This window comes from Silanimonas sp., assembly GCF_044377035.1.
Lineage (GTDB): Bacteria > Pseudomonadota > Gammaproteobacteria > Xanthomonadales > Xanthomonadaceae > Silanimonas.
The window spans coordinates 1-23,904 of record NZ_JBILJW010000029.1; the positions used below are offsets into that span (position 1 = coordinate 1).

Here is a 23,904-nt window from a genome sequence, read left to right on the forward strand (position 1 = left end):
GCCGAGCTGCGCGGCGACGAGGCGTTCTACTTCATCCGAAACTGCGCTTCCGGCCATCCGGGCTCGATCACTTCCTGCCATGCCGGCAGCCCCTCGCAGGCCTGGGACCAGTTGGCCCTGATGGTGAAGGCGTCCAACGAGGGCGCCGGGCTGGAGTTCGAAACCATCAAGCGCCTGCTGCGACTCACCATCGACATCGTCGTCCATATCGACGCGCATGGCGGCAGTCGGCACATCACCGGAATCGACTACGACCCGGAGGCGAGGTTGTCGGCATGATCCCTGGCATCGAAAGCCTGGCCTGCGGCCCCCTCGCGGTGCCGGAAGACGTGATGGCGCATGTCGTCCACGTCGAGTCGTCGCGCAATCCCTTCGCGATCGGCGTCGTGGGTGGCCGGCTGCTGCGCCAGCCGCGCAACCTCGCCGAGGCGGTCGCGACGGTGCGCATGCTCGAGGCGCGCGGCTACAACTACTCGATCGGCCTCGCGCAGGTGAACCGCGTGAACTTCTCGCGCTTCGGCTTGGACACGCCCGAGGCCGGGTTCGATGTCTGCAACAACCTCGCCGCCGGCGCCAAGATCCTTGCCGAGTGCCTGCAGCGCCATGACGGCCGCTGGGGCGATGCCTTCAGCTGCTACTACTCCGGCAACGCGCGGACCGGCTACGAGCACGGCTACGTGCAGAAGGTGTTCGACGCGATGGCCTCGGGTGCTCCTGTGGCCACGCATGCCGAGGCGATCGGCCTCGCGCCGGGTGGGGCGTCGCGAGCTCAGGCGGCCCCGGCACAGGGCGGATCCACGGTGCCGCCCGCCACGCCGTGGGAGGCCGTCTATGCCGCGCGGATCACCGCGCCGGGCGCCACGCGCACCGATGTCGTGTCGCGGGCTCAGCCGCTGGTCGAAGCGGCCCCGCAATCGCCCGCAGACCTCGATCCGCTCGATGCCCGTGCAAGCGCTGCGGCGATCACGCGCAGCGAGCCTGCATCAGGTTCGGATCCGGCGAGCGAGCCAGCGGCCCTTCCAGCCACGCCTGAGGCGCGCTTCATGGCCGAGATGCAGCAGCGCGCGGCGCGCCTTGAAGGGCCCGGTGACGGTGCCGCGACGCCGGTGATCGCCGCGGTGACCACGCCGTCTGCATCGCCTTCGGATGCTGCGAGTGACGCACCTGTCGCGCGCACGTCGACCATTACTCAAGAAGAGTCAAATTCCAGCGGTGATGATGCTGCCCGCGTGTTCTGAATGCATTAAAACGAAACCGGGAGCTTTCCCGGAGTGGCCTTTCCCCCGGCGGTCCGCGGTGAATGCGGGCGCCACTTTCCCCCAACGCCCGATCGGGCGAATGCAAGGAGTCATCGCGATGTTCAACAAGACCGTCTTTTCTGCGCGCAACCCCGTCGCTGCCATGGGCTATGCCCTGATGGCCTACGCCACCTCGGCCGCCGTCTTCGCTGCCGGCGTCACCCAGAACCAGGATGGCCTGTCCGTCATCCGCGTGTTCCTCAACAACATCAGCGGCATCCTCAATGCGGCCTCCATCGTCGTCGTCACCGTGGCCATCGTGTTCGCCGGCTACCAGATCGCCTTCAACAACAAGCGCATCAGCGAAGTCGCGCCGGTGCTCATCGGTGGCGTGCTGATCGGTGGCGCGGCGCAGATCGCCAACATGCTGGTGGCCAGCGGCCAGGTCGGCACGGTCTGACCAACGCCGATGCGCAAGGACGTCCTCTTCCGCGGCTGCACGCGCCCGGCGATGTTCATGGGCGTGCCCTACCTCCCGTTCTTCCTCGGCGCGGGAGGCGCTTTGCTGTTCGCGATGTGGTTCGGCCTGCAGTTCCTCATCCTGATCCCTGTCGTGATCTTCGTGATGCGCCAGATGGCGCGTCGTGATGAGCTGATCTTCCGTTTGCTGTTCCTCCGCCTGAAGTTCAAGGCGAAGGTGCGGAACATCCAGCAGCACGAAGGAATGTGGGTGCTGACGCCCAACCACTATCGGGGGCAGCCGGAAATCCGTCGCGGATGAGGCTGCTTGCAGGGCGGAATGTGCCGGGCCGGCACATTCCGTCGTTCCCGTTCCATCGAAGCGCTCCGGCCTCACGCTGATTCCCAAGAGATCCATGGCCAAGTTCACGCCCGATGCCCCCATCGCCGAGTTCGTCACCCTGTCGACCCACGTGTCGCCGCAGGTGATCAAGACGGCGGAGGGCGATTACCTGATCTGCTGGTACCTCGGCGGGCTGCCCTTCGTCGGCCGCGAGGAATGGGACATCGAACATCGGCACCAGACGTTCAATCGCCTGCTGCAGACGCTGCGTGCGCCGGACTACTCCAACGTGGCCTTCTGGATCCACGATGTGCGGCGCCGTCGCGCCATCGATGCCCGACCGACCTTCGGGCAGGCCTTCAACCAGTCGATGTCGGACGCTTACTTCCAGCTGCTCTCCGGGCAGCGGATGATGGTGAACGAGCTCTACCTGACGATGATCTATCGTCCGGTGCTCGCCACCGCCAAGCGCTTCATGGAGAAGTCGGCCGACATCGCCAAGCTGCGCGCCGAGCAGGAACAGGCCGTCGCGAAGGTGATGGAGCTGGCGACCAATGTCGAAGCCGTCATCCGCGATTACGCGCCGTACCGTCTCTCGATGTACGAAGCGCCGAACGGCCAAGTGTTCTCGGAGGCGCTGGAGTTCTACGGCTACCTGCTGAACCGCGTCGAGGAGCCGGTGCCGGTCCTGAAGGCGCCGGTCTACGACTACCTTGCCGTGAGCCGCCACATGTTCTCGGCGCGTTCCGGCGATTTCGTCGTGGTGACACCCGAGGGGAAGAGCCATTTCGGCGCGATCCTCAACGTGAAGGAATACCCGGACGGCACGTACCCGGGGATCCTCAACGGGCTCAAGTACCTCGATTTCGAGTACGTGATCACGCACAGCTTCACGCCGATGGGTCGGCAGGACGCGTTGACGGTCCTCGATCGCACCAAGGGCATGATGATTTCCTCAGGCGACAAGAGCTACACGCAGATCGCCGAGCTCGACCACGCGATGGACCAGCTCGCGTCCGGCAACTTCGTGGTCGGCGAGTACCACTTCTCGATGACGATCTACGCGGATTCGCAGGAGGCGCTGCAGAAACAGATCGCCACTGCGCGCGCGGAGCTTTCCAATGCCGGTTTCGTCACGGTGAAGGATGACCTGGCGATCGCCGCCTCCTTCTACGCGCAGCTTCCGGGCAACTGGAAGTTCCGCTCGCGGCTCGCGAACCTCAGTTCGATGAACTTCCTCGGACTGTCGCCGCTGCACAACTTCGCGATGGGCAAGAAGGACCGTAACCCTTGGGGGCCGTCGGTGACGGTGCTGCAGGCCACGAACGGCCAGCCCTACTATTTCAACTTCCATGCCACCCATCCGGGCGAGAACTCGCTGGGGGAGAAGGCCATCGGCAATACGATGGTCATCGGCAAGTCCGGTACCGGCAAAACGGCGCTGATCAACTTCCTGCTCAGCCAGGTCCAGAAGATGGACCCGGTGCCGACCATCTTCTTCTTCGACAAGGATCGCGGCGCGGAGATCTTCGTGCGCGCCTGCGGGGGCAACTACCTGGCCCTCGACAACGGGCAGCCCACCGGCTTCAACCCGTTTCAGTGCGAACGCAACGACGCCAACGTGCAGTTCCTGGCGGGCTTGATCAAGGTGCTCGCCGGCAAGCGCGAGTACTCGACCCGCGAGGAGGAGGACATCTATCGCGCGGTCGAGAACATCCTCGACACGCCGATGCACCTGCGCACGATGACGAACTTCCAGAAGAGCCTGCCGAACCTCGGCGACGACGGGCTGTTCGCCCGGATTCGCAAGTGGACGGCCGGCAACTCGCTGGGCTGGGTGTTCGACAACCCGAAGGACACGATCGACCTCTCGAAGGCGAACATCATCGGCTTCGACTACACGGAGCTGATCGACAACCCTGAAGTGCGCGTGCCGGTGATCAACTACCTGTTGCACCGCCTCGAGGAGCTGATCGACGGCCGACCGCTGATCTACGTGATGGACGAGTTCTGGAAGATCCTCGACGGCGAGGGTGGCCTGAAGGAATTCGCCAAGAACAAGCAGAAGACCATCCGAAAGCAGAACGGCCTCGGCATCTTCGCCACCCAGTCCCCGGAGGATGCGCTCCAGAGCAGCATCGCCGCGGCACTGATCGAGCAGACGGCGACTCTGATCCTGCTGCCGAACCCGAACGCCTCGCGCGACGACTATGTGGAAGGCCTGAAGCTGACGGACGCTGAGTTCCAGGTCGTGAAGTCCTTGGACGAGCGCTCGCGCTGCTTCCTCGTGAAGCAGGGCCACAACAGCGCCGTGTGCCAGCTCAACCTGCGCGGCCTTGACGACCACTTGGCCGTCATCTCCGCTTCGACCGACAACATCGACATCCTCGAGAAGGTGCTCGCCGAGCGCGCCGACACGCTGGGCGTGACCGTCGAGCAGCTGAAGCCGGAGCAGTGGCTCGAGCAGTTCTATGCGAGCCGGAAGGGCTCGGGCAAGAAGCCCGGAACGTCCGCCGGCAGTGAAACCTCCGCGTCGGCCGAGAGCCGGCGGCGGATTGCGTGACCCCCGAACCCCCTACGACCCCCGCGTGAGGTGCCCATGAACCCTGTCCATTCCTCCCCCCATGGCATGAAGGCGAAGCTCCTCGCCGTTGCGCTTGGTCTTTGCTTGGCGAGCACGGCCCATTCGCCGCGCGTCGAGGCGTCGGGGATTCCTGTCGTCGATGGCCTCAATCAGGCGTTCAACATGATCATCGAAGAGGCGCGGGCCCAATCTCGGCGCATGATCACCGAGTGCTTCGAGGTGAACAATCTACGTGACGCGGTGCAGCGTGTTCAGGCCATTCAACGGATCAATCTCCGCACGACAGTGAACGGGAGTTCGGTAAAGCTTTCCGAGGCGATGCCGGAGATCACCGATTTGCACCAAGGGGCTGATCAGGCTTGCCCGACAGCTGGTCGCACAGGCCTCGCAGGTGCTGCTGCGGACAGCATTCGGGGGGCAATCGGACTTGCCAACAAGAATCTGGATGGTTCCACCAATCTCGCGGCAGAGCAGCAGAGCATCTGCCGTACCCTCGTCTATATGCGCAACAGGAAGTGGAATACGGAGCGGCAGGTGCTGGTTGAGTTGGAGCAGCAAACCGACGAGCTCGCGGGCATTCTCAATGGTTGGAACTCGCGGGTAGGCACGGGCGGCGGTGCTGTTGTTGGCAGCATCACCAGTGGTTGCAGTCTCAATAGCGGGAATGGGCCTGGCGAAGGTTGGCAGGCAACCGAGGCGGCAAAGCTTCAAGCGAATGCTGAACGATCCGAACGGCTGTTCAAGAATATTCAGACCGAGGCGGAGGTTTACCAAAGCGTGATCAACACGCTGGAGAAACGGCAGGCGGAGGTGGCGCAGCGGCTGATGTCGGGTGACAAGCCGACAAGCCTCCTCCAGACGGCGACGCAAACCTTGGTGCAAGGTGCCATTCTCGGCACTGCGTTGCGTGCTGGAAACAAGACGTGCGGGGATAACTTCGGGGAGCGGCGCGACTGTGTCAATTGAAGGGAAGGAAGTTAGGGCACTGAGCATTAGGCCGAAATGACCATGGACATCGCAGGATTAATGACGTCACCTCTGGACTATTTCCGGCCGAGCGCGGATGGATTTCATTCCGCTGTGTTCTACAAGCTGATCATCGAGTACCTCGATGTTGAGATCGTGAACGCGTTCAATCGCCTGTTCAGTCGCACCTTCCAGTGGATGACGGGCTTTGCCCTTGTGCTGATGTCTATCTGGGTGTGGTGGCAGGGGTGGCGCATCATGACTGGTCAGTCGCAGGAGTCGATGGCTCGGTTTTTTGCGACGACTGCGCAGCGAGTGTTCATTCTAGGCATCGCGTTCGGTGCATCGATCGGCTCGAACAACGTGTTCTACTGGCTTGGCAACGAGCTGCCGAAAGACATCAACTACATCGTCACGGGGAGCCATTCATCGCCTGCAACGGGCATCGACCGCAATCTGGCGTACATGCAAGTTGCGCTGTCTTCGATCGACATGGTGCAGACGGGCGGTGACCAAGCGGTGCAGGATGCAAAGACTCGCTCGCTCTGGTTCGCGGGCATCGGCACCGCTGGCCCTGCCGTGGTGGGGGGCGCGATGCTATTGATCAACAAGATCGCGATGGGGCTGTTTGTCGGGTTCGGGCCGCTGTTTGTGCTGATGCTGATCTTTGATTACACCAAGCCACTGTTCCAGAAGTGGCTCTACTACGGCATTGGAACAATTTTTGCGCTGGTGATGCTCAATTTGATGATCGGGATCTGCACGGAGATGATCTGGCGGGTTTCGGCTGCGCTGTGGATGACGGATGTGGTGTCGGGCCTGATGGGTAACGCCCCTGAGGGCATTACAAGCCGAGCGATGCAGCAGGGTGGGCTGGGGATGATTCTGACGATGCTGATCGTCGCAACGCCGCCAATGGCGGCCGCGTTCTTCAACGGCACCATGGGTCAGTTCAGCGGTTTCAATCTGTTCCAGGGAGGAAGTTTGCCGGCAGGCGCACGTGGACCGGGAACGCCGCCCGGGGTGCAGCAGACCGTCAGCAATGATCGGGCCGTGCAAACCACGAGCGGTGCAGGCGAACGCGCGGGAGCAACGGTTCGCCCCCAAGAATCGCTCGGCACACAGCGTGTCGCAGGCGCCCAGAACGATCGAGTGGCGCTTGCATTGGCAGGCGACCGCGGCGTGGCGGTCAACAACTCGCCGCCCGAGTACCTGCGCGCGCCGAGCTCGCCGTCTCCGCAGTCTCAGCCCAACACTGGAGCACTAGCACCCACGCCTCCGCAGGCATCGACGCCGCGGGGTCCAATCACGAGTGGTTGATTTCAGCCCGCTTGCGTTAGCTTCGTTGCGACAGACCAGTGATATGGCCATGTACCGACTCACACCCCTTGTTGCTATCGTCTTTGCCGGCGGTTTCGCTAGCGCGGCCTTTGCGGACCACATCTGTACGAACTCTCCTGGCGAAGTCTTTGTCGGCTATTCGCAGGGAGGTAACGGCGTTGCGCCGATGCCGATCTGCCGGTCGACGGGAGGGGAAGGCCAAGACGTGGCTCAATCGGTGCGAGTGATCGATCGATGGGAAGTGCAAGAGGATCGGTTTGGGGCGATTGCCATTTCCTCCAGCGACGGGGCCTATGCAACGTCATCAAATCTGCCAACTCGAGAGGCAGCGGAGCGCGAAGCTTTGGCTCAGTGCCGAGCACGGGGTGGTGAGGCGTGCGCCGTGGCTGGCTACCACCAGAATCTGTGCACCACTTTTGCTTGGGGCGGCGGCAGGTACGCCATCAACGCTGCGCCCACCGTAGAAAGTAGTCGCGAGAAATCGCTGCGCGTCTGCGCCGAGGAGTCGGGTGGTGATTGTGAGGTGATCGAAACATTCTGCAGCACGCCGGTCTCCCACTGGGTCTACGAGAAGCCCGACAACTGGGTTCCGAAGCAAGTGGATTCGGACTAGTCATTTCGCCTAGAGCGGGCCCTTCGACCTTAGGCGGCGATTGCGCGGCAGCGTCCACGTGCAGCGACGCTCGTTTAGGATGTCCATTCCCCGCGTCAATCCCCCCCGATTCCCGATGCGCAACAAAGCTCTTTTCCTGGTCGGCATGCTCGTCATCGCCGGAATCTCAGGCCTTTGGCTCTCCAGCTTTTTCGCCCTGATGTTCATGGGCCTGGACACCGGGCTCGCGAGTTTCACGCTCTACCTCGACTACCTGCAGCACCTGCAGTCGCCCCAGTACGCGCCCTTCGTCGGCAAGATCAAGGCGGGCGGGTTTCTCGGCTTCGGCCTGTCCGGGCTGGTCTGGCTCGCGGCGGCGGTCCTCGTACTCAAGCCGAGGGCCAAGGCGCTGCACGGCGATGCGAAGTTCGCCAGTGGTGGCGAACTCGCGTCGAAGGGGTTCTTCAAGGACGCCGACCGTGGCGTGGTCGTCGGGCGGCACGGCGGCAAGCTGATGAAGCTGGATGGCCAGCAGTTCGCGATCCTCGCCGCGCCGACGCGCTCGGGCAAGGGTGTGGGTGTGGTCATCCCCAACCTGCTCGAGTATCGCGAGTCGATGGTGGTGCTCGATATCAAGCAGGAGAACTTCGACCTGACGAGCGGCTGGCGCAAGTCGCAGGGGCAGGAGGTCTTCCTGTTCAACCCCTTCGCCGAGGACCGCCGTACGCATCGTTGGAATCCGCTGCGCTACGTTTCGGAAGACCCTGCGTTCCGCGTCTCCGACCTGATGAGCATCGCAGCCATGCTCTACCCGGACGGTGCGGACGAGCAGAAGTTCTGGGTGAGCCAGGCGCGCAACGCCTTCATGGCGTTCGCTTTGTACCTGTTCGACCACTATGCCGAGGGGGTGGCGCAGGGCTTCCCGTTCGCCCGGCGGCCGACTCTCGGCGCTGTGTATCGACTGTCCAGCGGTGATGGCACCGAACTGAAGCCCTACCTGAAGAAGCTGGCCTCGCGGCCCTTCCTCTCCGAACCGGGCCGGCAGGCGTTCGCGAACTTGGTGTCGCAGGCGGACGAGACCTTCGCTTCGATCATGGGCACGCTCAAGGAGCCCCTCAACGCGTGGATCAATCCGGTGTTGGATGCGGCGACCAGCGAAGACGACTTCCTGCTCACCGACGTGCGCCGGAAGAAGATGACGATCTACATCGGCATCCAGCCCAACAAGCTGGCCGAGGCGCGCCTGATCGTGAACCTGTTCTTCAGCCAGTTGATCAACCAGAACACGCGGGAGCTGCCGAGCGCGAACCCGGCGCTGAAGGTCCAGTGCCTGCTGTTGATGGACGAGTTCACTTCGATCGGCCGCGTGGACATCATCGCTTCCGCCGTGTCGTACATGGCGGGCTACAACATCCGCCTGCTGCCGATCATCCAGAGCATGGCGCAGCTGGACGCCGTGTACGGCAAGGAGCTGTCGCGGACGATCATCACCAACCATGCGCTGCAGATCGTCTATACGCCTCGCGAGCAGCAGGACGCGAACGACTACTCCGAGATGCTCGGCACGACGACCGTCAAGCGCAAGACCATCACCCGGGGCAAGGAGACGTCGCGCAGCGAGGTGATCGAGAAGCGCGCCCTGATGCTTCCGCAGGAGTTGAAGGCGATGCCGGGCGACAAGGAGATCGTCTTCTACGAGGGCATTGCCAACCCCGTGATGTGCGAGAAAATCGCCTACTACAAGGAGCGCTACTTCACGTCGCGGCTTATGCCGAAGTCCGACGTTCCGGCGTTGAAGGTGTGAAGTGTCTTCACGGGGCTCGCTCGGGCAGCTAGCTGGGCATCTTGCAGTGTGGCTCCCGTCCAGGCGGCACGCCCCGATGGTTGGCGTCGAACCGTTCGGTCGTTCGATTGCGGCCTGGGTGGTCGACGGCGCGCAATGCACTTTCTTCGATCCACGAGAGAAAGGAACCTCTGCGAAAGCACGGGTTTCTCTTGGTACGTACAGCTGACGACTTGCCGGAGGCTTTGTCGATGCGGGTATCATTTCGCGTAGATCGACGTCCCCCCGCTTTCAGTAGCGGGGCGCGGAGCTTGGTCCGACACCCCGCCGTCTCACACTGAGTCTTAGCGATCACAGCCTTGAGTCGAGCCTAGCGGCATGACGTTATCGGACTGGTTGATCGAACCTGCCAGCGGTGATGCGAGCGTGCCGTTAACGGACACGTTCGAAAGCGTTCCTCCGTTGAATGTACGCGTTAGGGTGCCGACAGTGGTTCGCAGTAGCGGGGAGGGCGTCAAGGAGTTCGGGTATCCCCTAACTTGGACAAGCGGCATGGATTCGGTGATTGCGCCGCGGGCCGGTAGTTCGGCGACCAGATAGCGCGCACTTCCGAATTCGTCATGGCCAAAGAACGCATAGAACTCATAGTTGTCGAATAGCTGGACGCTATAGCCAGTTCCTGCACGGGTCGGATCGAACCAGTGTCCGCTAGCGTCCCGGGGGACGCCGGAAACCAATGGACAACCTCGATTGAGTGCTTGGTATGGCTGGGAGAACCAACGTCCATCGATGCTCATCGTGAGTTGGAATGCGTCGGAGCCGCGGGGCGTCATGACCATTTCTCCGACTCTCGACAAGCGATTTCCCGTGCCGATCCAATTGCTCCTGAAGACGGTGCCTCGCCAGATGCCGTCCGCAGCAGGAAGGTCGCCTTGGATGTAGTACCAAGTCGGCGTATCGAACTGCGACCCCAGATTGAGGTTGTTGGCATACGTGTAGTACAGGCCGGCGAAGGAGCTCCCTGCCGGGTAAACGAACAGACCGTGACCTGGTCGATCTGGGTTGAAGTAAGAGCCGGATCTGACGACGTTCGCATTTGCTTCGACTTCAGCGCGAATAACTAGCGGAACCCACTGCGAGTCGAGGCTGTTGATGTTGATGCCGATCCGGCCGGGCTGCGGGTTGTTGAACTCCAGAGTCTCGTTGCCTCCCGGTGCCGTCGAGCTGGTGAAGCCGCCAAAGGAGAGCAGACGGAAGACCTCGGGAATTCCTGTCTCGCGCGTGTTGGTCGAGTAAGGCGCCCAGTGGGCATGCAGATCGATGTTGCCGCTTGAGCGCGTTGTCAGACGCACGCGCGCCGTGTTGGGCGGGACATCAATAAAGAAGCCGGGGGTCTCTCGGCCCGGCTGAACCGCTACGGCGAAGTCGGTGGACGGCTTGAGCGCATAGGCGAACGGCGACTCGGTAGCAATACGTACCTCAGTGCTCCGCTCGTTGACGGCGATGATGCGCTTGGGTGATCCCCCGATAACCAACACCGCGCCACGCATGTTTTCCGTAGACGTTTGCATCGGGTTGGTGACCTGTACGATGGTTCGCAGTGCCGTGCCATCCCTGACAAGGCTGGGCCCGGAAGCATCCAAGCGGTTCGTTGCCGTCTCGCGCGCAGCTCGGAGAGGGAGCACATGGAAGGCCATAGACCCGCGTGATGCCGGCCCGTTTCGATGCCAGAGCATGACCCAGAAGTCTGCCGGTTGGTTGCCACCGGGATGCTGCACCGTTGCGCGGCACGGCACGGCGGATCCGCTGTCAAAACCTTGGCAAAGGATGGAGGCACTGGTTGGCGTAGCGCCTGAGCCGATGTAGATCCGGCCACCAAATGTGGTGCCTGCTTGGTTCCCCGGCGCCAGTCCAGTGAGTTCGATCCTGTAGCTGACGGGCTGTCCCCCGGGGTCAGCCGGTATCGTGATCCTGCGCCAGAACGTACCGTCGTCGACATTGTCGAACGGCGATGCATTGGCGCTGTCTTGAGTCATGTCCGGCTGTAGACGGGTAATGGGGACCAACTCGGTGCCCACGAACTCAATATTCCGCAGGTCGCCGCCGGTGGCACGACCGAAATCGATGGATTGAGCCGTCATTCGTTGCTCAAACCTGCCGCCCAAGAAGTAGTCGGTGTTCGCGTCCGCAAGCGGAATCGCCTGAGCTAGCAGCGTAGGAACGGCAAGGATGCTCGCCACGAAACCAATCCATCGATGCATTTGAGTTTCCTTTTTCTTTGGGGGGGAGGAGGGCAACTAGAGGAAGCGCCCGTGCGTCGCGCCGGCACTGGCTTGGAAAGCCAAGCCCAACGCGCTTCACCTAGACGGGAATCGCGCTTCAGAGTGAACGGTGACGGACGAAGACCCGACACGGAGTTGCAAGCATCGGGTCGGGCAATGCGCAGTCGGCGTTACGGGATTCCCGCTCATTTGGCGAGGCGGTCTCGGCGTGGTTCGGAGTCGAGAGCAATCCGAGCTTCACGAGAGCGCGAAAGCAATGCAGCTTGCGCATCTTTGGGGGGCTTCCTTGTGCCGCGGATTCGGGGGTGGTCCGCAGGCCTGACTCTAGGGAACTGGCCGCGATTGCGGTAGTCGGAGCACAATCCCTTTTGACTTTCCCTGTGTGTCCCCCATGCCGAACGCCAACCCCCTCGCCTGGTCCTTCCGCCTGCAGATGCTGTTCGGCTTCGCCGTCTGCGCCGCCCTGCTCGGTTTTGCGCTGTACGTCGAGCACGGCATGTTCATGCTGCCGTGCCCGCTGTGCATCCTGCAGCGCTTCTTCTTCGCTGGGATGGGCCTGATCGGCCTCGTCGCGGCCCTGCACAACCCAAGCGGTCGCGCGGGCCGGGGCGCCTATGGCATCGCCATCGCCCTTCTGGCCGCGGTGGGCGGCAGCATTGCGGCGCGTCACGTTTGGCTGCAACTGCAGCCGCCGAGCGGCTTCCCGAGCTGCAGCGGGCAGGGGCTCTCCTACATGCTCGAGTCGCTGGGCCCCATCGATGCGCTGGCTGAGACGCTCTCGGGTTCGGCGGATTGCGCGAAGGTCGACTGGGCCTTCCTTGGCTTGTCGATGCCGGCGTGGACGCTGCTGTGCTTCGTGCTGCTGGGCTTCGGCGCGCTGGTGGCGGGGCTCCGTCGCCGCGCCTGAGTCATGAGCTCATGAAGTTGCGGATGTAATGGAGTCGCGACTCGAATTCTCGCGTGGCATAGTCTTTGGCCAACCCCAAAGAGAACACCGATGAACGCGCAGGATCGTCCCGTCACCCCCGTCAACGCGCCCGATGCATGGACGCGTTCGTCGTGGCGGACGAAAACGGCGCTGCAGCAGCCGAACTATCCGGACGCGGAGGCCCTCGCGGCCGTCGGGCGCGAGCTGGAGGCCCTGCCGCCGCTCGTCACCTCCTGGGAAGTGCTGGCGCTGAAGCGCCAGATCGCCGAGGCCGAGGTGGGCAAGCGCTTCATCCTGCAGGGTGGCGATTGCGCCGAGAGCTTCGCCGACTGCGAAAGCGGCCTGATCTCGAACCGCCTGAAGGTGCTGCTGCAGATGAGCGTCGTGCTCGTGCACGGCCTGCACCTGCCGGTGGTGCGCATCGGCCGCTTCGCCGGCCAGTACGCCAAGCCGCGCTCGGCCGACCTCGAAGAGCGCGATGGCGTGACGCTGCCGAGCTACCGCGGTGATTTCATCAACGCGCCGGAGTTCACGCCGGAAGCCCGCATCCCCGACCCGCGCCGCATGGTGAAGGGCCACGCGCGCTCGGCGATGACGATGAACTTCGTCCGCGCGCTGATCGATGGTGGTTTCGCCGATCTTCACCACCCGGAGTATTGGGATCTCGGCTGGGTGGCGCGCTCGCCGCTGGCCGAGGAGTACCAGAAGATGGTGAGCGGCATCGGCGATGCCGTGCGCTTCATGGAGACGGTCACCGGCGGCCCGATCGACAACCTCAGCCGCGTCGATTTCTACACCTCGCATGAGGCGCTGTTGCTGCCTTACGAGGAGGCGCAGACGCGCCAGGTGCCGCGCCAGTGGGGCTGGTTCAACCTCAGCACGCATTTCCCGTGGATCGGCATGCGCACCGCGCAACTCGACGGCGCGCACACCGAGTATTTCCGCGGCATCCGCAACCCGATCGGCATCAAGCTCGGCCCCTCGGTGACGCCGGACCAGGCCCTGCGCCTCGCCGACGTGCTGAACCCGGAGAACGAACCGGGCCGTCTCGTGTACATCCACCGCATGGGCGCCGGGAAGGTGCTCGAGAAGCTGCCGCCGCTGCTGGAAGCGATGAAGCGCGAAGGGCGCCGCGTGGCGTGGATGTGCGACCCGATGCACGGCAACACCGAGACGGCGGCGAATGGCTACAAGACGCGCCGCTTCGACAACATCCGTGCGGAAGTGGAGCAGAGCTTCGACGCGCATGCCGCCGCCGGGACGCGTCTGGCCGGTGTGCATCTCGAGCTGACCGGCGAGAACGTCACCGAGTGCACGGGCGGTGCGCGCGAGCTGGTCGATGCCGATCTGGCCCGTGACTACCGCACGACGGTGGACCCGCGGCTCAACTACGAGCAGTCGCTCGAGATCGCCATGCTGATCGTGCGCAAGCAGGCGCAGATCGCGCAGCCGGCATCGCTCTGATCGCATGACCGTCGCCTCGCCCCGTTGGGGGCGGGGCGCTCAGGGATTGCATTCGGGGCAGTGGCCCGCGTCGGCCGCGACGAGGCCGTCGGCGCGAGGCCGGTCTTCGCGATGGCCGCAGACGCCGCAGCCGTGGATTTCGGCGCGCACGAGGTCGGTCGCTTCGCCACAAAGCTCGCAGGGCAGCCCGGGTTGCGCATCGATCCGGCCGAAGCCCGGCGCGCGACACCGGGGGCAGGGCTTGGCGAGGCGCTCGGCCAGCCGCTGTCCGAGCCGGCCGATGGCCGCGAGACGGGTCGGATTCATGTGCGCGCGAAGATCGGCTTCAAGACGGGCCAGACCATCCTGCGAGTGCGCCGCCATGTGCTCGACCGCTTCCGCGACGGCGGCCGGGTCGATGAGGCCTTTGGCGACCGGCATGGACTCGCCGCTGGCGGTCAACCACCGGTTCGGCTTCACCAAGGCCGCATGGGTGGGCAGGCCGATCGACGCGAGCACGGGCTGGAGATCGTCGCCGGGCCGGACCGCTTTCGAGAACCAGTTGGTGTCGTGGCCCGCCTGCTCGACCACGATCGTCTGGCCGTGCTCGTCATCGACGAAGGCAAGCAGTTCCGTATGCAGCGGAAGGAAGCCGAGCAGCGGATCGGGGCCGAAACTGCCCTCGGTGGCAATGCCGAGTTTCAGCCCGCTGATGGCCATGCCGCGCCGGGCTTTTTCGATGGCGACCTCATGCGCGGTCCCCGGACGCTCGATGTCGCCGGCGAAGGTGCCGAGCGCATCGGTGTCGATCGCGACGGTCTCAACCTGCAGGCCGAGCCACGCCAAGGCCGGCGCCAGCGCATCGGCTTTGCCGTGCAGGGTCGCGAGCGCGACGCGGGGATCGGGGAAGGGCAGGGACATGCCGTGAGTGTCCGCCACATTGCGTCGAGGCGGCGCCGACATGTCGGACACCGCCTCGCGCTTCTCGCGGTGGGGCTTATTCGCCCTGCGCCTGCGAGTAGCCGCGCACGCCGTCGAAGGTGTAGAGGTTCTCGGTCTTCACCGCGTCGAAGCCGGCATCGGCGATGCGCATCAGCAGCCGCGAGATGGCTTGGCCGTCGACCGTCTCACCGCGGGCCGGGAAGCGACAGCGCCAGTGGTCGGTGCGCAGGGTCTGCGGGTTGCCGTTCGGGTAGACCTTCACGCCACGATTGGTGATCAGCGCGAGGCGGAAGTCGTCGCCGGCGAGGCCTTCGAGCGCCGCGCCGAGTTCGTTCGGATCGCGGGTTTCGGTGTCCCAGTTGAGGAAGACGTCGACGCCGACCAGTGCCTTCTTCGCATTGACGTGCGGCGGGATGGCGACATCCGGATGCACCAGCGATTCCGGTTCGCGCTCCGGGTAATCCACCGCGGCCATTTTCTTCGGCTGCTGGCCCAGACGCGCGATGACGGCCTCCGCGAAATCGCGCGTGCCGACCTTCCTGCGGCTGACGCCGTCTCGGTAGATGTCGCCGGTGTGGATGCCTTCTTCCAGCGTGCACAGCCAGGCGTTGTGGATGTCGGTGGCGGGCTTCGAACGGCCGAGGTGCACGAGCATCATCACCGCGGAGAGCAGCAGGCCCGAGGGGTTGGCGATGTCCTTGCCGGCGATGTCCGGCGCGGAGCCGTGCACGGCCTCGAACATGGCGCAGTCGTGGCCGATGTTGGACGAGCCGGCGAGTCCGATCGAACCGGCGACTTCGGCGGCCACGTCGGAGAGGATGTCGCCGTAGAGGTTGGGCGTGACCACCACGTCGAAGTCGGTCGGGCGGCTGGCCATGCGCGCCGTGCCGATGTCGATGATCATGTGGTTCGTCGCGATCTCCGGGTACTGCGGCGCGATCTCGTCGAAGACCTTGTGGAACAGGCCATCGGTGAGCTTCATGATGTTGTCCTTGGTCATGCACGTGACCTTCTTCCGCCCATGCGCGCGGGCGTACTCGAAGGCGTAGCGCACGATGCGCTCGCAGCCGGGGCGGGTGATCAGCTTCAGGCACTGGACCACCTCATCGCTCTGGCGATGCTCGATGCCGGCGTAGGTGTCCTCTTCGTTCTCGCGGACGATCACCACGTCCATCGTCGGGTGCAGGGCGGTGACGTAGGGGTGGTAGGACACGCAGGGGCGCAGGTTGGCGTAGAGGCCCAGCGTCTTGCGCAACGTCACGTTCACCGACTTGTAGCCGCCGCCCTGCGGCGTGGTGATCGGGCCCTTGAGGATGATCTTGTGCTGGTCGATGGCCTGCCAGGTGTCCTCGCCGATGCCGGCCATCAGACCGCCTTCGTAGGCCTTAAGGCCGACCGTGACGGCGTGGAAGGCCAGGGCCGGGTCGGCGGCCTTGAGGATGGCCAGCGTGGCGTCCATGATCTCGGGGCCGATGCCATCGCCGGCCGCGACCGGGATGGTGGTGGCCGGCAGCGCGGCGGGGACGTAGCGGGCCGGGGCAAGGGATTCAGCGAGGACGGCGGACATTGTGCGATCTCCGAAACACGAAAAAGATGTCGTGAATATTGAAGCGCGAAAATCGGTGCGGCGCAAGCCGGCGGGTGAGTCGCGCGTGAAGGCTGCGCCCGCGAAGCCCGCGGCGAAGGCCGTGGCAGCGCCCCAAGCGAGCGCGAAGCCGGCGGACACCGAGGCCCAATGGACCTTCCTGAGCAACCACACCCACGTGCTGGTCTGCTTGGCCGCCGATGCCGAGCAGACGCTGCGCGACGTCGCCTCGAAGGTCGGCATCACCGAGCGCGCGGTGCAGCGCATCGTTGCCGAGCTCGAGGCCGCGGGCGCGTTGACGCGCGAACGCGACGGCCGGCGCAACCGCTACCGGCTCGACACCACGCTGCCGCTCCGCCACCCGCTCGAAAAGCACCGCAGCATCGGCGACATCCTCGCTCTCCTCCTCGGCAAGGGCCGATGACCGGATGTCGGTAACGGATCCGAACCCGCGGGCTCCAGGCGAGGTGCCGCGCAGCGGCGTGCTGCGCTGGCCGGGTGCCGAATTGGACCTGCGCAGCGCGCAGGTGCGGCGTGGGCGGCAAGTGTTGCTACTCGACCGCTCGTCGTACGAGGTGCTGCTTGCCCTGCTGCTGCGTGCCGGACAGGTGCTCGGCAAGGACGATCTGCTCGACGCGGCGTGGCCCGGACGCGTCGTTTCTGAGAACTCGCTGGCCAAGGCGATCAGCCGGCTGCGTCGTGAGCTGGGCGACGAGGCCGGTGCACCGCTGCAGTCGGTCCATGGTTACGGCTACCGCTGGGCGGGCGAGGTGCACTGGGCGGAGTCCGAAACGCTGCCGCCCGCTCCCGCCGCCGAGCACGACTGGGTCGGTGCGGCGGTGCCGAACCGGTCGGGATGGACGTTCCGTCGCGTGCTCGGTCGCAGCGGGCACAGCATGGTGTTGCTCGCCGATTCCGTGGCGGGTGAGGCGCCGAGGGCACTCAAGCTCGGTCTCGGTGAAGAGGGCTTGCGTCACGTGCGCCGGGAGGTCGCCCTGCATCGCTACCTCGCGGCCATCAACCATAGCGTGCCCGGCCTCGCGCCCGCGCTCGGCTGGCAGCTCGACGAGCCGCCCGTGTTCGTCGAGTACCCGTACTTCGAGGATGGTGACCTGGCGCGCTGGATGGCCGCGCGGACGGTCGGCGGCGGCGTGCCCTTGGAGCACCGCCTCGCCCTGCTCGCGCAGATCGCCGACACCCTCGGGGAACTGCACGCCGCGGGCGTCGTCCACCAGGACTTGAAGCCGGGCAATGTCTTTCTCTCGCCGGACTCGTCGCTACCCGAAGGCTGGCGCACGTCCTTGGCCGATCTCGGTGGCGGCCATGCCTCGCCGCTCTCGCAGCAGACCGAAGCGCTCCTCGACGCGGACGTCCTCGTTGATGCCCGCCAGGCCTCCGCTCCCGGCGCGGGGGCCGCCCTCCACAGCGCCCCCGAGGTCCTGGCAGGTGGCTTGCCCACGCAGCGCAGCGATCTCTACGCGCTGGGCGTCCTCCTCTACCAGTTGGTCGTCGGGGACCTGCGGCGTCCGCTTGCGCCGGGTTGGGAGGCCGATGTCGATGATCCGCTGTTGCGCGACGACATCCGCGCGTTGGCTGCACTTCGGGTGGAGGAACGCACCCTCGGCGCCCAGCAGTTGGCGCTGCACCTGCGCCAGTTGCCGGCGCGGCGCCTCGCCGCCCAAGCCCAAGACGAGGCTGCGGCCCGCGAGCGCCTCGCCGCCCAGCAACTTCAGCGTCAGCAGGTCCGGCTTCGCCTGATGGGGGCAGCGACAGCGGCCCTGTTCGTCGGGCTGGCTGTCGCCAGTTGGGCGGGCTGGCTGGCTTGGGACGCGCGGCGCGACGAGGCCGTGCGTCGCAGCGAGGCCCAGGCCGTGCTGGGTTTCCTGACCGACGACATGCTCACCCGTGCCGATCCCTACCGCGGCGGCGATGCCGGGATCAGCCTGCGCAGTTCGCTCGATGCGGCGGCGGCGAAGATCGACGAGCGGCTGGGCGAACGCCCCTTGGTCGCCGCAGCGGTGCATGCGTCGGTCGCCGAGGCCTACGAGTCCTGGGGCGAATACGCGAAGGCGGCGCGCCACCAGCGATGGGCGATCGAGCGCACCGAGGGGGGCAGCCCTGGTGCGGAGTCGCTGGCAGGCCAACAACGGCGGCTGTGCCAGCTGGAGCGCTTGGCCGGAAACCTGGAAGCCGCGCAAACCGCCTGCGACGCGGCCGCCGCCCACGATCGCGACACCCTCGGCGCCGTTTCCGATGCGAGCCTCGTGGAAGGCGCGAAGCTGCTCTATGAAAGCGGACGATGCGACGAAGTGGTCGGCCAGCTCGGGTCGGTCCTTGCTGACGAGACACGTCGAAGCCAGTTGCCCGCCGGCGTGGAAGCCGATGCGCGCTGGTTCATCGGCCTTTGCCAGAGCCGTATCGGCGAAGAGGGCGCGGCGGCGGAATCCTTCCGCGCCCTTGTGGCCCTGCGCGAGCGTGAGTCCGGGCCCGACGATCCGCGGACGGCCTGGGCGCTTTCCGACTATGCGGAGGCGCTGGCCCGGGGCGGCCGCTTCGCCGAGGCGGACGCCATCCTCGAGCGCCTCGATCGCCTGTTCCTGGATCGTCTGGGGCCCGACCACCCGGACTCGCTGGCGGTGGAGTACCGGCAAGGGCTGGTCGCGGCGGGGCAGGGGAGGGAAGAGGAGGCGACGGGTTTCTTCGGCCGCGCGCATCGGGGTTGGAGCCAGACACTGGGCGAACGCCACATCCTGACCGTGCTCGCCGGTTCCGAGTTGGCCCGAAGCCTGGCCCGGCAGGGCGACCGCCCAGGCGCGAACGCCCTGATGGCGCGCCTGCAGCTCGTGGCACAACCGGAAACGTTCGGTCGCGATGCGCGGGCTGTCGACATCCAGGAGCTATGGGCGGAAACCCTGCTGCTGCTGGGGCGCACGGAGGATGCGGCTCTGGCCTTGGCCGGCTTCCGGGCCAGGGCCTCGGAGGTCCTGCCGGAGCACCACCCCCGCCTCGCGGTGGCGCGTTGCTTCGAAAGCCAGATCGCGACGCATCGAGGGCAGCTCGACGAGGCCGGTGTGGCCCTCAGCGCCTGCCGCCTCGGTCTCGCCCGGCTGGCGGCGGACGACTTCCGGCGCCGTGCGCTGGCGGATGCGGAACAGGCCGTGGATGCCATGATCCGCTGAGAGGGCGGCCTGGGTGTTTATCAAGCCATTGTTTCATAAGGCTTTCATAACTCTTCAGAAATGCTCACGCTTGAGGAAAGCGTGGATTGGCCGCCGTTTGGCATCGTCACTTCGCCCCGGAACGGGCAGTGGCGGTTCGAAGGGTGGGGACACCCGCATGGCAGGGAGCCAGCACGGATGCCGATCGCGCTGTTCGCCCCCGGGGCGATTCCACAGGAGGTGGAATCCAGGAGTTGCAGGGGTTCAGATGACCACGAAGGCGCCGGTTCGGAACCGGCGCCTTCGACTTTTCCGGGCCCCGCCGTTCGTGCCGGCGCCGATCATCGCCCTCAGGGCTGAAGCGTGGGTCGGAAGTCCGGCGCGCGTCGCGCACCCGCCAAGCGGGCCTCGACGACCGCCCCGAGCGCCAGCAGTCCCGCATCGCCCTCCTTGGGGCCGAGCAGGCTCAGCCCGACCGGCAGGCCATGGATCTCACCCATCGGCACGGTCAGGCTGGGGGTCCCGGCCACGGCGGCCGCGCCGTAGCCCGAGCTCGTGAAGTGGTCGCCCAGCACGGGATCGATCGGCCATGCCGGCCCGGTGGTGGGGGCAATCAGCGCATCGAATCGACCCTCTCGAAGCACCTTCAGCAGCCCTTCCTCGCCGGCCAGGCGCTTTGCCGCCGTCCGCGCCTCGAGGTAGGCGGGGTCGGTCAGCGGCCCTTTGGCTTGGGCCTGCTCGAACAGCTCTTGTCCGAACCACGGCATCGCCCGGTCGGCGTTGGCGGTGTTCCAGGCGATCAGGGCCTCCAGGTTGGCCACCGGCGCCGGCCCCTCGGCGAGGTAGCGGTTCAGGCCGTCCTTGAATTCGTAGAGCAGCACCGTGAGCTCGGCTTCGCCCCACTGGCCCCACGTGGGCAGTTCCGCATCGACCACCTCGGCGCCGGCCGCGCGAAGTTGGGCCACGGCGGCCTCTGTCGCCGCATCGAGGCCGGCATGGCGGCCCATGGCCTGACGCAGCAGGCCGAAACGCTTGCCGGCCAACGGGCCGGCCGCGGCTGCGTCGTCGGTCGTTTCCGGGACTTCGGGCGTGGCGATCGGCTCGAGCCCCGACATCGCTTCCATCAGGACCGTGGCGTCGGCGATCGAGCGCGCCATCGGCCCGGCGGTGTCCTGCGAGGCCGAGATCGGCACGATGCCATCGGCCGGGATCACACCGACCGTCGGCTTGAAGCCGACCAGACCGTTCACCGCCGAGGGGCAGAGGATGCTGCCGTCGGTCTCGGTGCCGACGCCGACGGTCGCGAGGCTGGCGGCGATGGCGGCACCGGTGCCCGAACTCGAGCCGCAGGCGTTGCGGTCCAGCACGTAGGGGTTGCGCGTCTGGCCGCCGGCGCTGCTCCAGCCGGAGATGGAGTTCGTCGAGCGGAAGTTCGCCCATTCGCTGAGGTTGGTCTTGCCGAGGATCACCGCGCCGGCCTCTCGCAGCGAGGCGACCAGTGTGGCGTCGTCGGCGGGCACGTGGTTGGCGAGGGCCAGCGAGCCGGCCGTGGTGGGCAGGCCGGCGACGTCGATGTTGTCCTTCACCAGCACCGGGATGCCGTGCAGCGGCCCGCGCAGCCGGCCCGCCGCGCGCTCGGCGTCCAGGGCCTCGGCGTCGGCGCGGGCCGCGGGATTCAGCGCGATGACGGCGTTGAGCGTCGGGCCCGAATCATCGATCGCGGCGATGCGCGCGAGGTAGGCGTCGACCAGATCCGCGCTGGTGAATCGGCCGGCCACCATGCCGGCCTGTGCCTCGGCCACCGAGAGTTCGACGACGTCGACCTTCGGCGCCGACGGGGCTGCGGCGACGGCGGTCTCGTTGGCAGCCGCGGCATCCGCGGCGGCGTCGGTGGCGGAACGCCCGCAACCTGAGAGCCCGATGGCAGTGACGAGGACGCTCGCGATGACGGCGGGCAGGGCGCGCGGACGGTTCGACATGGCGGGCTCCAGATGCGGAAGCCCCGATGCTAATCGCGACGCCGCCCGCCGTGTCGTGAACGGCTCAACCGCGCAGCAGGTCGAACGCGAGCTTGCCGATCAGTGCCGTGACCACGCCGAGGAACACGTAGCGCACGAAGCGCTGGCCCTTGCGGATGGCGAGGTGGCTGCCGATCCAGCTGCCCAGCATGTTGCCGAGGATCAGCGGCACCGCGAGCACCCACACCACGAAGCCGCCGATGGCCAGCACGGTCCACGAACTCACGTCCGCGGCAACGTTGGCCGCCTTCGACACGCCCGAGGATTTCAGGAAATCGAGGCCCAGCACGCTGACGAAGGCAAAGACCATGATCGTGCCGGTACCCGGGCCGATCAGCCCGTTGTAGAAGCCGCAGGCCACGCCGACGCCGGTGGCGGCGAGGGCTTCCTTCTCGAGCGGGAAGCGCCGCGATTCGACCAGGCCGAAGTCCTTGCGGAAGGCGGTGTAGACGGCCAGCACGGCGCAGATCGCCAGCACGGTCCACTTCAGCACTTCGGGATCGAGTCGCTTGGCGAACTGCACGCCGATGGCGGAAGCCACGAGGGCGCCGATGCATGCCGGCACGACGATCTTGCGCTCGACGGGGATGCGCGACAGGTAGTTCCAAGCCGCGACGCTGGTGCCGAGCATCGAGCTCGTGCGCTGCGTGCCGATGAGCTGGAGGATCGACAGGCCGGGATGCAGGTTGAGCATCGCCGGCGTGAGGATCAGCCCGCCGCCGCCAACGATGCTGTCGAGCAGGCCGGCGGCGAGGCCGGCCAGGGCGGTCAGCGCCAGCAGTTCGGGCGTGAGCTCGGCGAGCATCGGGAACGGGCGCCGGGAGGCCGGCGCCCGCTTTGGATCAGGCCGCGCGACCGGCGCGCTTGCGCTCGTTTTCCGTCAGCAGCTTCTTGCGCAGGCGGATTTCCTTCGGCGTGATCTCGACAAGCTCGTCGTCGTCGATGAAGTCCAGCGCCTGCTCGAGGGTGAACTTGATCGGCGGCGAGAGCTGGATGGCGTCGTCCTTGCCCGAAGCGCGCATGTTGGTCAGCGGCTTGGTGCGGATGGCGTTCACCGTCAGGTCGTTGTCCTTCGAGTGGATGCCGACGAGCTGGCCTTCGTACACCTGGTCGCCTTCGGCGGCGAAGAGCTTGCCGCGCTCCTGCAGCGGGCCGAGCGCGTAGGCCGGCGTCGGGCCCGGGGCGTTGGCGATCATCACGCCGTTGAGGCGCTTGGCGATCTGGCCGGCTTCCTTCGGGCCGTAATTGTCGAACACGTGGAACAGCAGGCCCGAGCCCTGGGTGAGGGTGCGGAACTCGTTCTGGAAGCCGATCAGGCCACGCGCCGGGATCATGTAGTCGAGGCGCACGCGGCCCTTGCCGTCCGGCTCCATGTTGGTGAGCTGGGCCTTGCGGGTGCCGAGCTTCTCCATCACGCCGCCCTGGTGCTGCTCTTCGACGTCGACCACGAGCTGCTCGATCGGCTCCATCAGCTGGCCGTCGATCTCCTTGATGATCACTTCCGGGCGCGACACGGCGAGCTCGTAGCCCTCACGGCGCATGTTCTCGATCAGCACCGACAGGTGCAGTTCGCCGCGGCCCGAGACGAGGAACTTGTCGGCGTCCTCGAGCTGCTCGACCTTCAGCGCGACGTTGTGCACGGCCTCGCGCTCGAGGCGGTCCTTGATCTGACGGCTGGTCAGGAACTTGCCGCCCGAGAGGTCCTTGTTGCCGGCGAACGGCGAGTTGTTCACCTGGAAGGTCATCGAGATCGTCGGCTCGTCGACGGTCAGCGCCGGCAGCGCCTCCGGCATGTCGATCGAGCAGACGGTGTCGGAGATGGTCAGGTCCTGGATGCCCGAGATGGCGACGATGTCACCGGCTTCGGCGGTTTCCTGCTCGATGCGCTCGAGGCCCATGAAGCCGAGCACCTGCATCACCTTGCCCTGGCGCTTCTTGCCGTCGCGGCCGATCACGGTGACCGGCATATTCTTCTTCAGCGTGCCGCGCTGGATGCGGCCGATGCCGATGACGCCGACGAAGTTGTTGTAGTCCAGCTGCGAGATGCGCATCTGGAACGGGCCGTCGGCGGCGACCGGCGGCGCCGGCACGTGCTTCATGATCGCTTCGTACAGCGGGGTCATGTCGCCGTCGCGGGCGGCGTCGTCGAGGCTGGCGTAGCCGTGCAGGGCCGAGGCGTAGACGATCGGGAAATCGAGCTGCTCGTTGGTGGCGCCGAGCTTGTCGAACAGGTCGAACACCT

At 65.9% G+C, this 23,904-nt stretch carries 19 protein-coding genes; 13 read left to right on the forward strand and 6 right to left on the reverse strand.

Going from position 1 to position 23,904, the window contains the following annotated elements:
- The 9 genes from ACIQ6S_RS13150 to ACIQ6S_RS13190 form a co-directional block, all read left to right on the forward strand.
- A partial coding sequence (locus tag ACIQ6S_RS13150; RefSeq protein ID WP_397608749.1) for an ATPase, T2SS/T4P/T4SS family occupies nt 1–279 on the forward strand: 279 nt, incomplete at its 5' end.
- Nucleotides 276–1,238 carry a transglycosylase SLT domain-containing protein gene (locus tag ACIQ6S_RS13155; RefSeq protein ID WP_397608750.1) on the forward strand — a complete coding sequence of 321 codons (963 nt, stop codon included), beginning with the start codon at nt 276–278 and terminating at the stop codon, nt 1,236–1,238. The genes ACIQ6S_RS13150 and ACIQ6S_RS13155, both read left to right, overlap by 4 nt.
- A 118-nt stretch (nt 1,239–1,356) precedes the next feature.
- Nucleotides 1,357–1,698, forward strand: a complete 342-nt coding sequence (locus tag ACIQ6S_RS13160; protein WP_397608751.1) for a TrbC/VirB2 family protein — start codon at nt 1,357–1,359, stop codon at nt 1,696–1,698.
- A 9-nt stretch (nt 1,699–1,707) separates the two neighbouring features.
- Nucleotides 1,708–2,019, forward strand: a complete 312-nt coding sequence (locus ACIQ6S_RS13165; RefSeq protein WP_297876037.1) for a type IV secretion system protein VirB3 — start codon at nt 1,708–1,710, stop codon at nt 2,017–2,019.
- A gap of 94 nt (nt 2,020–2,113) precedes the next feature.
- Nucleotides 2,114–4,603, forward strand: coding sequence for a VirB4 family type IV secretion/conjugal transfer ATPase (locus ACIQ6S_RS13170; protein WP_397608752.1), 2,490 nt, complete (start codon nt 2,114–2,116; stop codon nt 4,601–4,603).
- Nucleotides 4,604–4,639: 36 nt separating this feature from the next.
- Nucleotides 4,640–5,590, forward strand: coding sequence for a hypothetical protein (locus ACIQ6S_RS13175; RefSeq protein ID WP_397608753.1), 951 nt, complete (start codon nt 4,640–4,642; stop codon nt 5,588–5,590).
- A gap of 36 nt (nt 5,591–5,626) precedes the next feature.
- Nucleotides 5,627–6,910: a type IV secretion system protein gene (locus tag ACIQ6S_RS13180; protein WP_397608754.1), complete on the forward strand. Its 1,284-nt coding sequence runs from the start codon at nt 5,627–5,629 to the stop codon at nt 6,908–6,910.
- Between the two features lie 49 nt (nt 6,911–6,959).
- A complete protein-coding gene (locus ACIQ6S_RS13185) occupies nt 6,960–7,544 on the forward strand; it encodes a DUF4189 domain-containing protein (RefSeq protein ID WP_397608755.1) in 585 nt (194 codons plus the stop codon).
- A 145-nt stretch (nt 7,545–7,689) separates the two neighbouring features.
- A complete protein-coding gene (locus ACIQ6S_RS13190; RefSeq protein WP_397608765.1) occupies nt 7,690–9,327 on the forward strand; it encodes a type IV secretory system conjugative DNA transfer family protein in 1,638 nt (545 codons plus the stop codon).
- A gap of 323 nt (nt 9,328–9,650) precedes the next feature.
- On the opposite strand, the gene ACIQ6S_RS13195 is transcribed toward ACIQ6S_RS13190, so the two are convergent.
- Nucleotides 9,651–11,546, reverse strand: coding sequence for a hypothetical protein (locus tag ACIQ6S_RS13195; protein WP_397608756.1), 1,896 nt, complete (start codon nt 11,544–11,546; stop codon nt 9,651–9,653).
- Between the two features lie 433 nt (nt 11,547–11,979).
- Between ACIQ6S_RS13195 and ACIQ6S_RS13200 the strand changes: the two genes are divergently transcribed.
- Nucleotides 11,980–12,495, forward strand: coding sequence for a disulfide bond formation protein B (locus ACIQ6S_RS13200; protein ID WP_397608757.1), 516 nt, complete (start codon nt 11,980–11,982; stop codon nt 12,493–12,495).
- 90 nt (nt 12,496–12,585) lie between these two features.
- Nucleotides 12,586–13,980: a class II 3-deoxy-7-phosphoheptulonate synthase gene (locus tag ACIQ6S_RS13205; RefSeq protein WP_397608758.1), complete on the forward strand. Its 1,395-nt coding sequence runs from the start codon at nt 12,586–12,588 to the stop codon at nt 13,978–13,980.
- A gap of 39 nt (nt 13,981–14,019) precedes the next feature.
- Here the strand turns inward: ACIQ6S_RS13205 and ACIQ6S_RS13210 are convergent, their stop codons facing one another.
- Nucleotides 14,020–14,880, reverse strand: coding sequence for a DUF6671 family protein (locus ACIQ6S_RS13210; protein ID WP_397608759.1), 861 nt, complete (start codon nt 14,878–14,880; stop codon nt 14,020–14,022).
- Between the two features lie 76 nt (nt 14,881–14,956).
- Nucleotides 14,957–16,468, reverse strand: a complete 1,512-nt coding sequence (locus tag ACIQ6S_RS13215) for an NADP-dependent isocitrate dehydrogenase (RefSeq protein WP_397608760.1) — start codon at nt 16,466–16,468, stop codon at nt 14,957–14,959.
- A gap of 85 nt (nt 16,469–16,553) precedes the next feature.
- Between ACIQ6S_RS13215 and ACIQ6S_RS13220 the strand changes: the two genes are divergently transcribed.
- The gene (locus ACIQ6S_RS13220; protein ID WP_397573716.1) at nt 16,554–16,910 is read left to right on the forward strand and encodes a helix-turn-helix transcriptional regulator; all 357 of its coding nucleotides are present in this window, start codon (nt 16,554–16,556) and stop codon (nt 16,908–16,910) included.
- A gap of 4 nt (nt 16,911–16,914) precedes the next feature.
- On the forward strand, nt 16,915–19,665 hold the full coding sequence (locus ACIQ6S_RS13225; RefSeq protein WP_397608761.1) for a winged helix-turn-helix domain-containing protein: 2,751 nt from the start codon (nt 16,915–16,917) through the stop codon (nt 19,663–19,665).
- A gap of 329 nt (nt 19,666–19,994) precedes the next feature.
- Here the strand turns inward: ACIQ6S_RS13225 and ACIQ6S_RS13230 are convergent, their stop codons facing one another.
- From ACIQ6S_RS13230 to ACIQ6S_RS13240, 3 genes are all read right to left on the reverse strand, one after another.
- Entirely contained in the window at nt 19,995–21,623 is a 1,629-nt protein-coding gene (locus ACIQ6S_RS13230; RefSeq protein WP_397608762.1) for an amidase, read from the reverse strand.
- A 64-nt stretch (nt 21,624–21,687) separates the two neighbouring features.
- Nucleotides 21,688–22,467, reverse strand: a complete 780-nt coding sequence (locus tag ACIQ6S_RS13235) for a sulfite exporter TauE/SafE family protein (RefSeq protein WP_397608763.1) — start codon at nt 22,465–22,467, stop codon at nt 21,688–21,690.
- Between the two features lie 37 nt (nt 22,468–22,504).
- On the reverse strand, nt 22,505–23,904 hold a 1,400-nt coding region (locus tag ACIQ6S_RS13240; protein WP_397608764.1), incomplete at its 5' end, for an EF-Tu/IF-2/RF-3 family GTPase.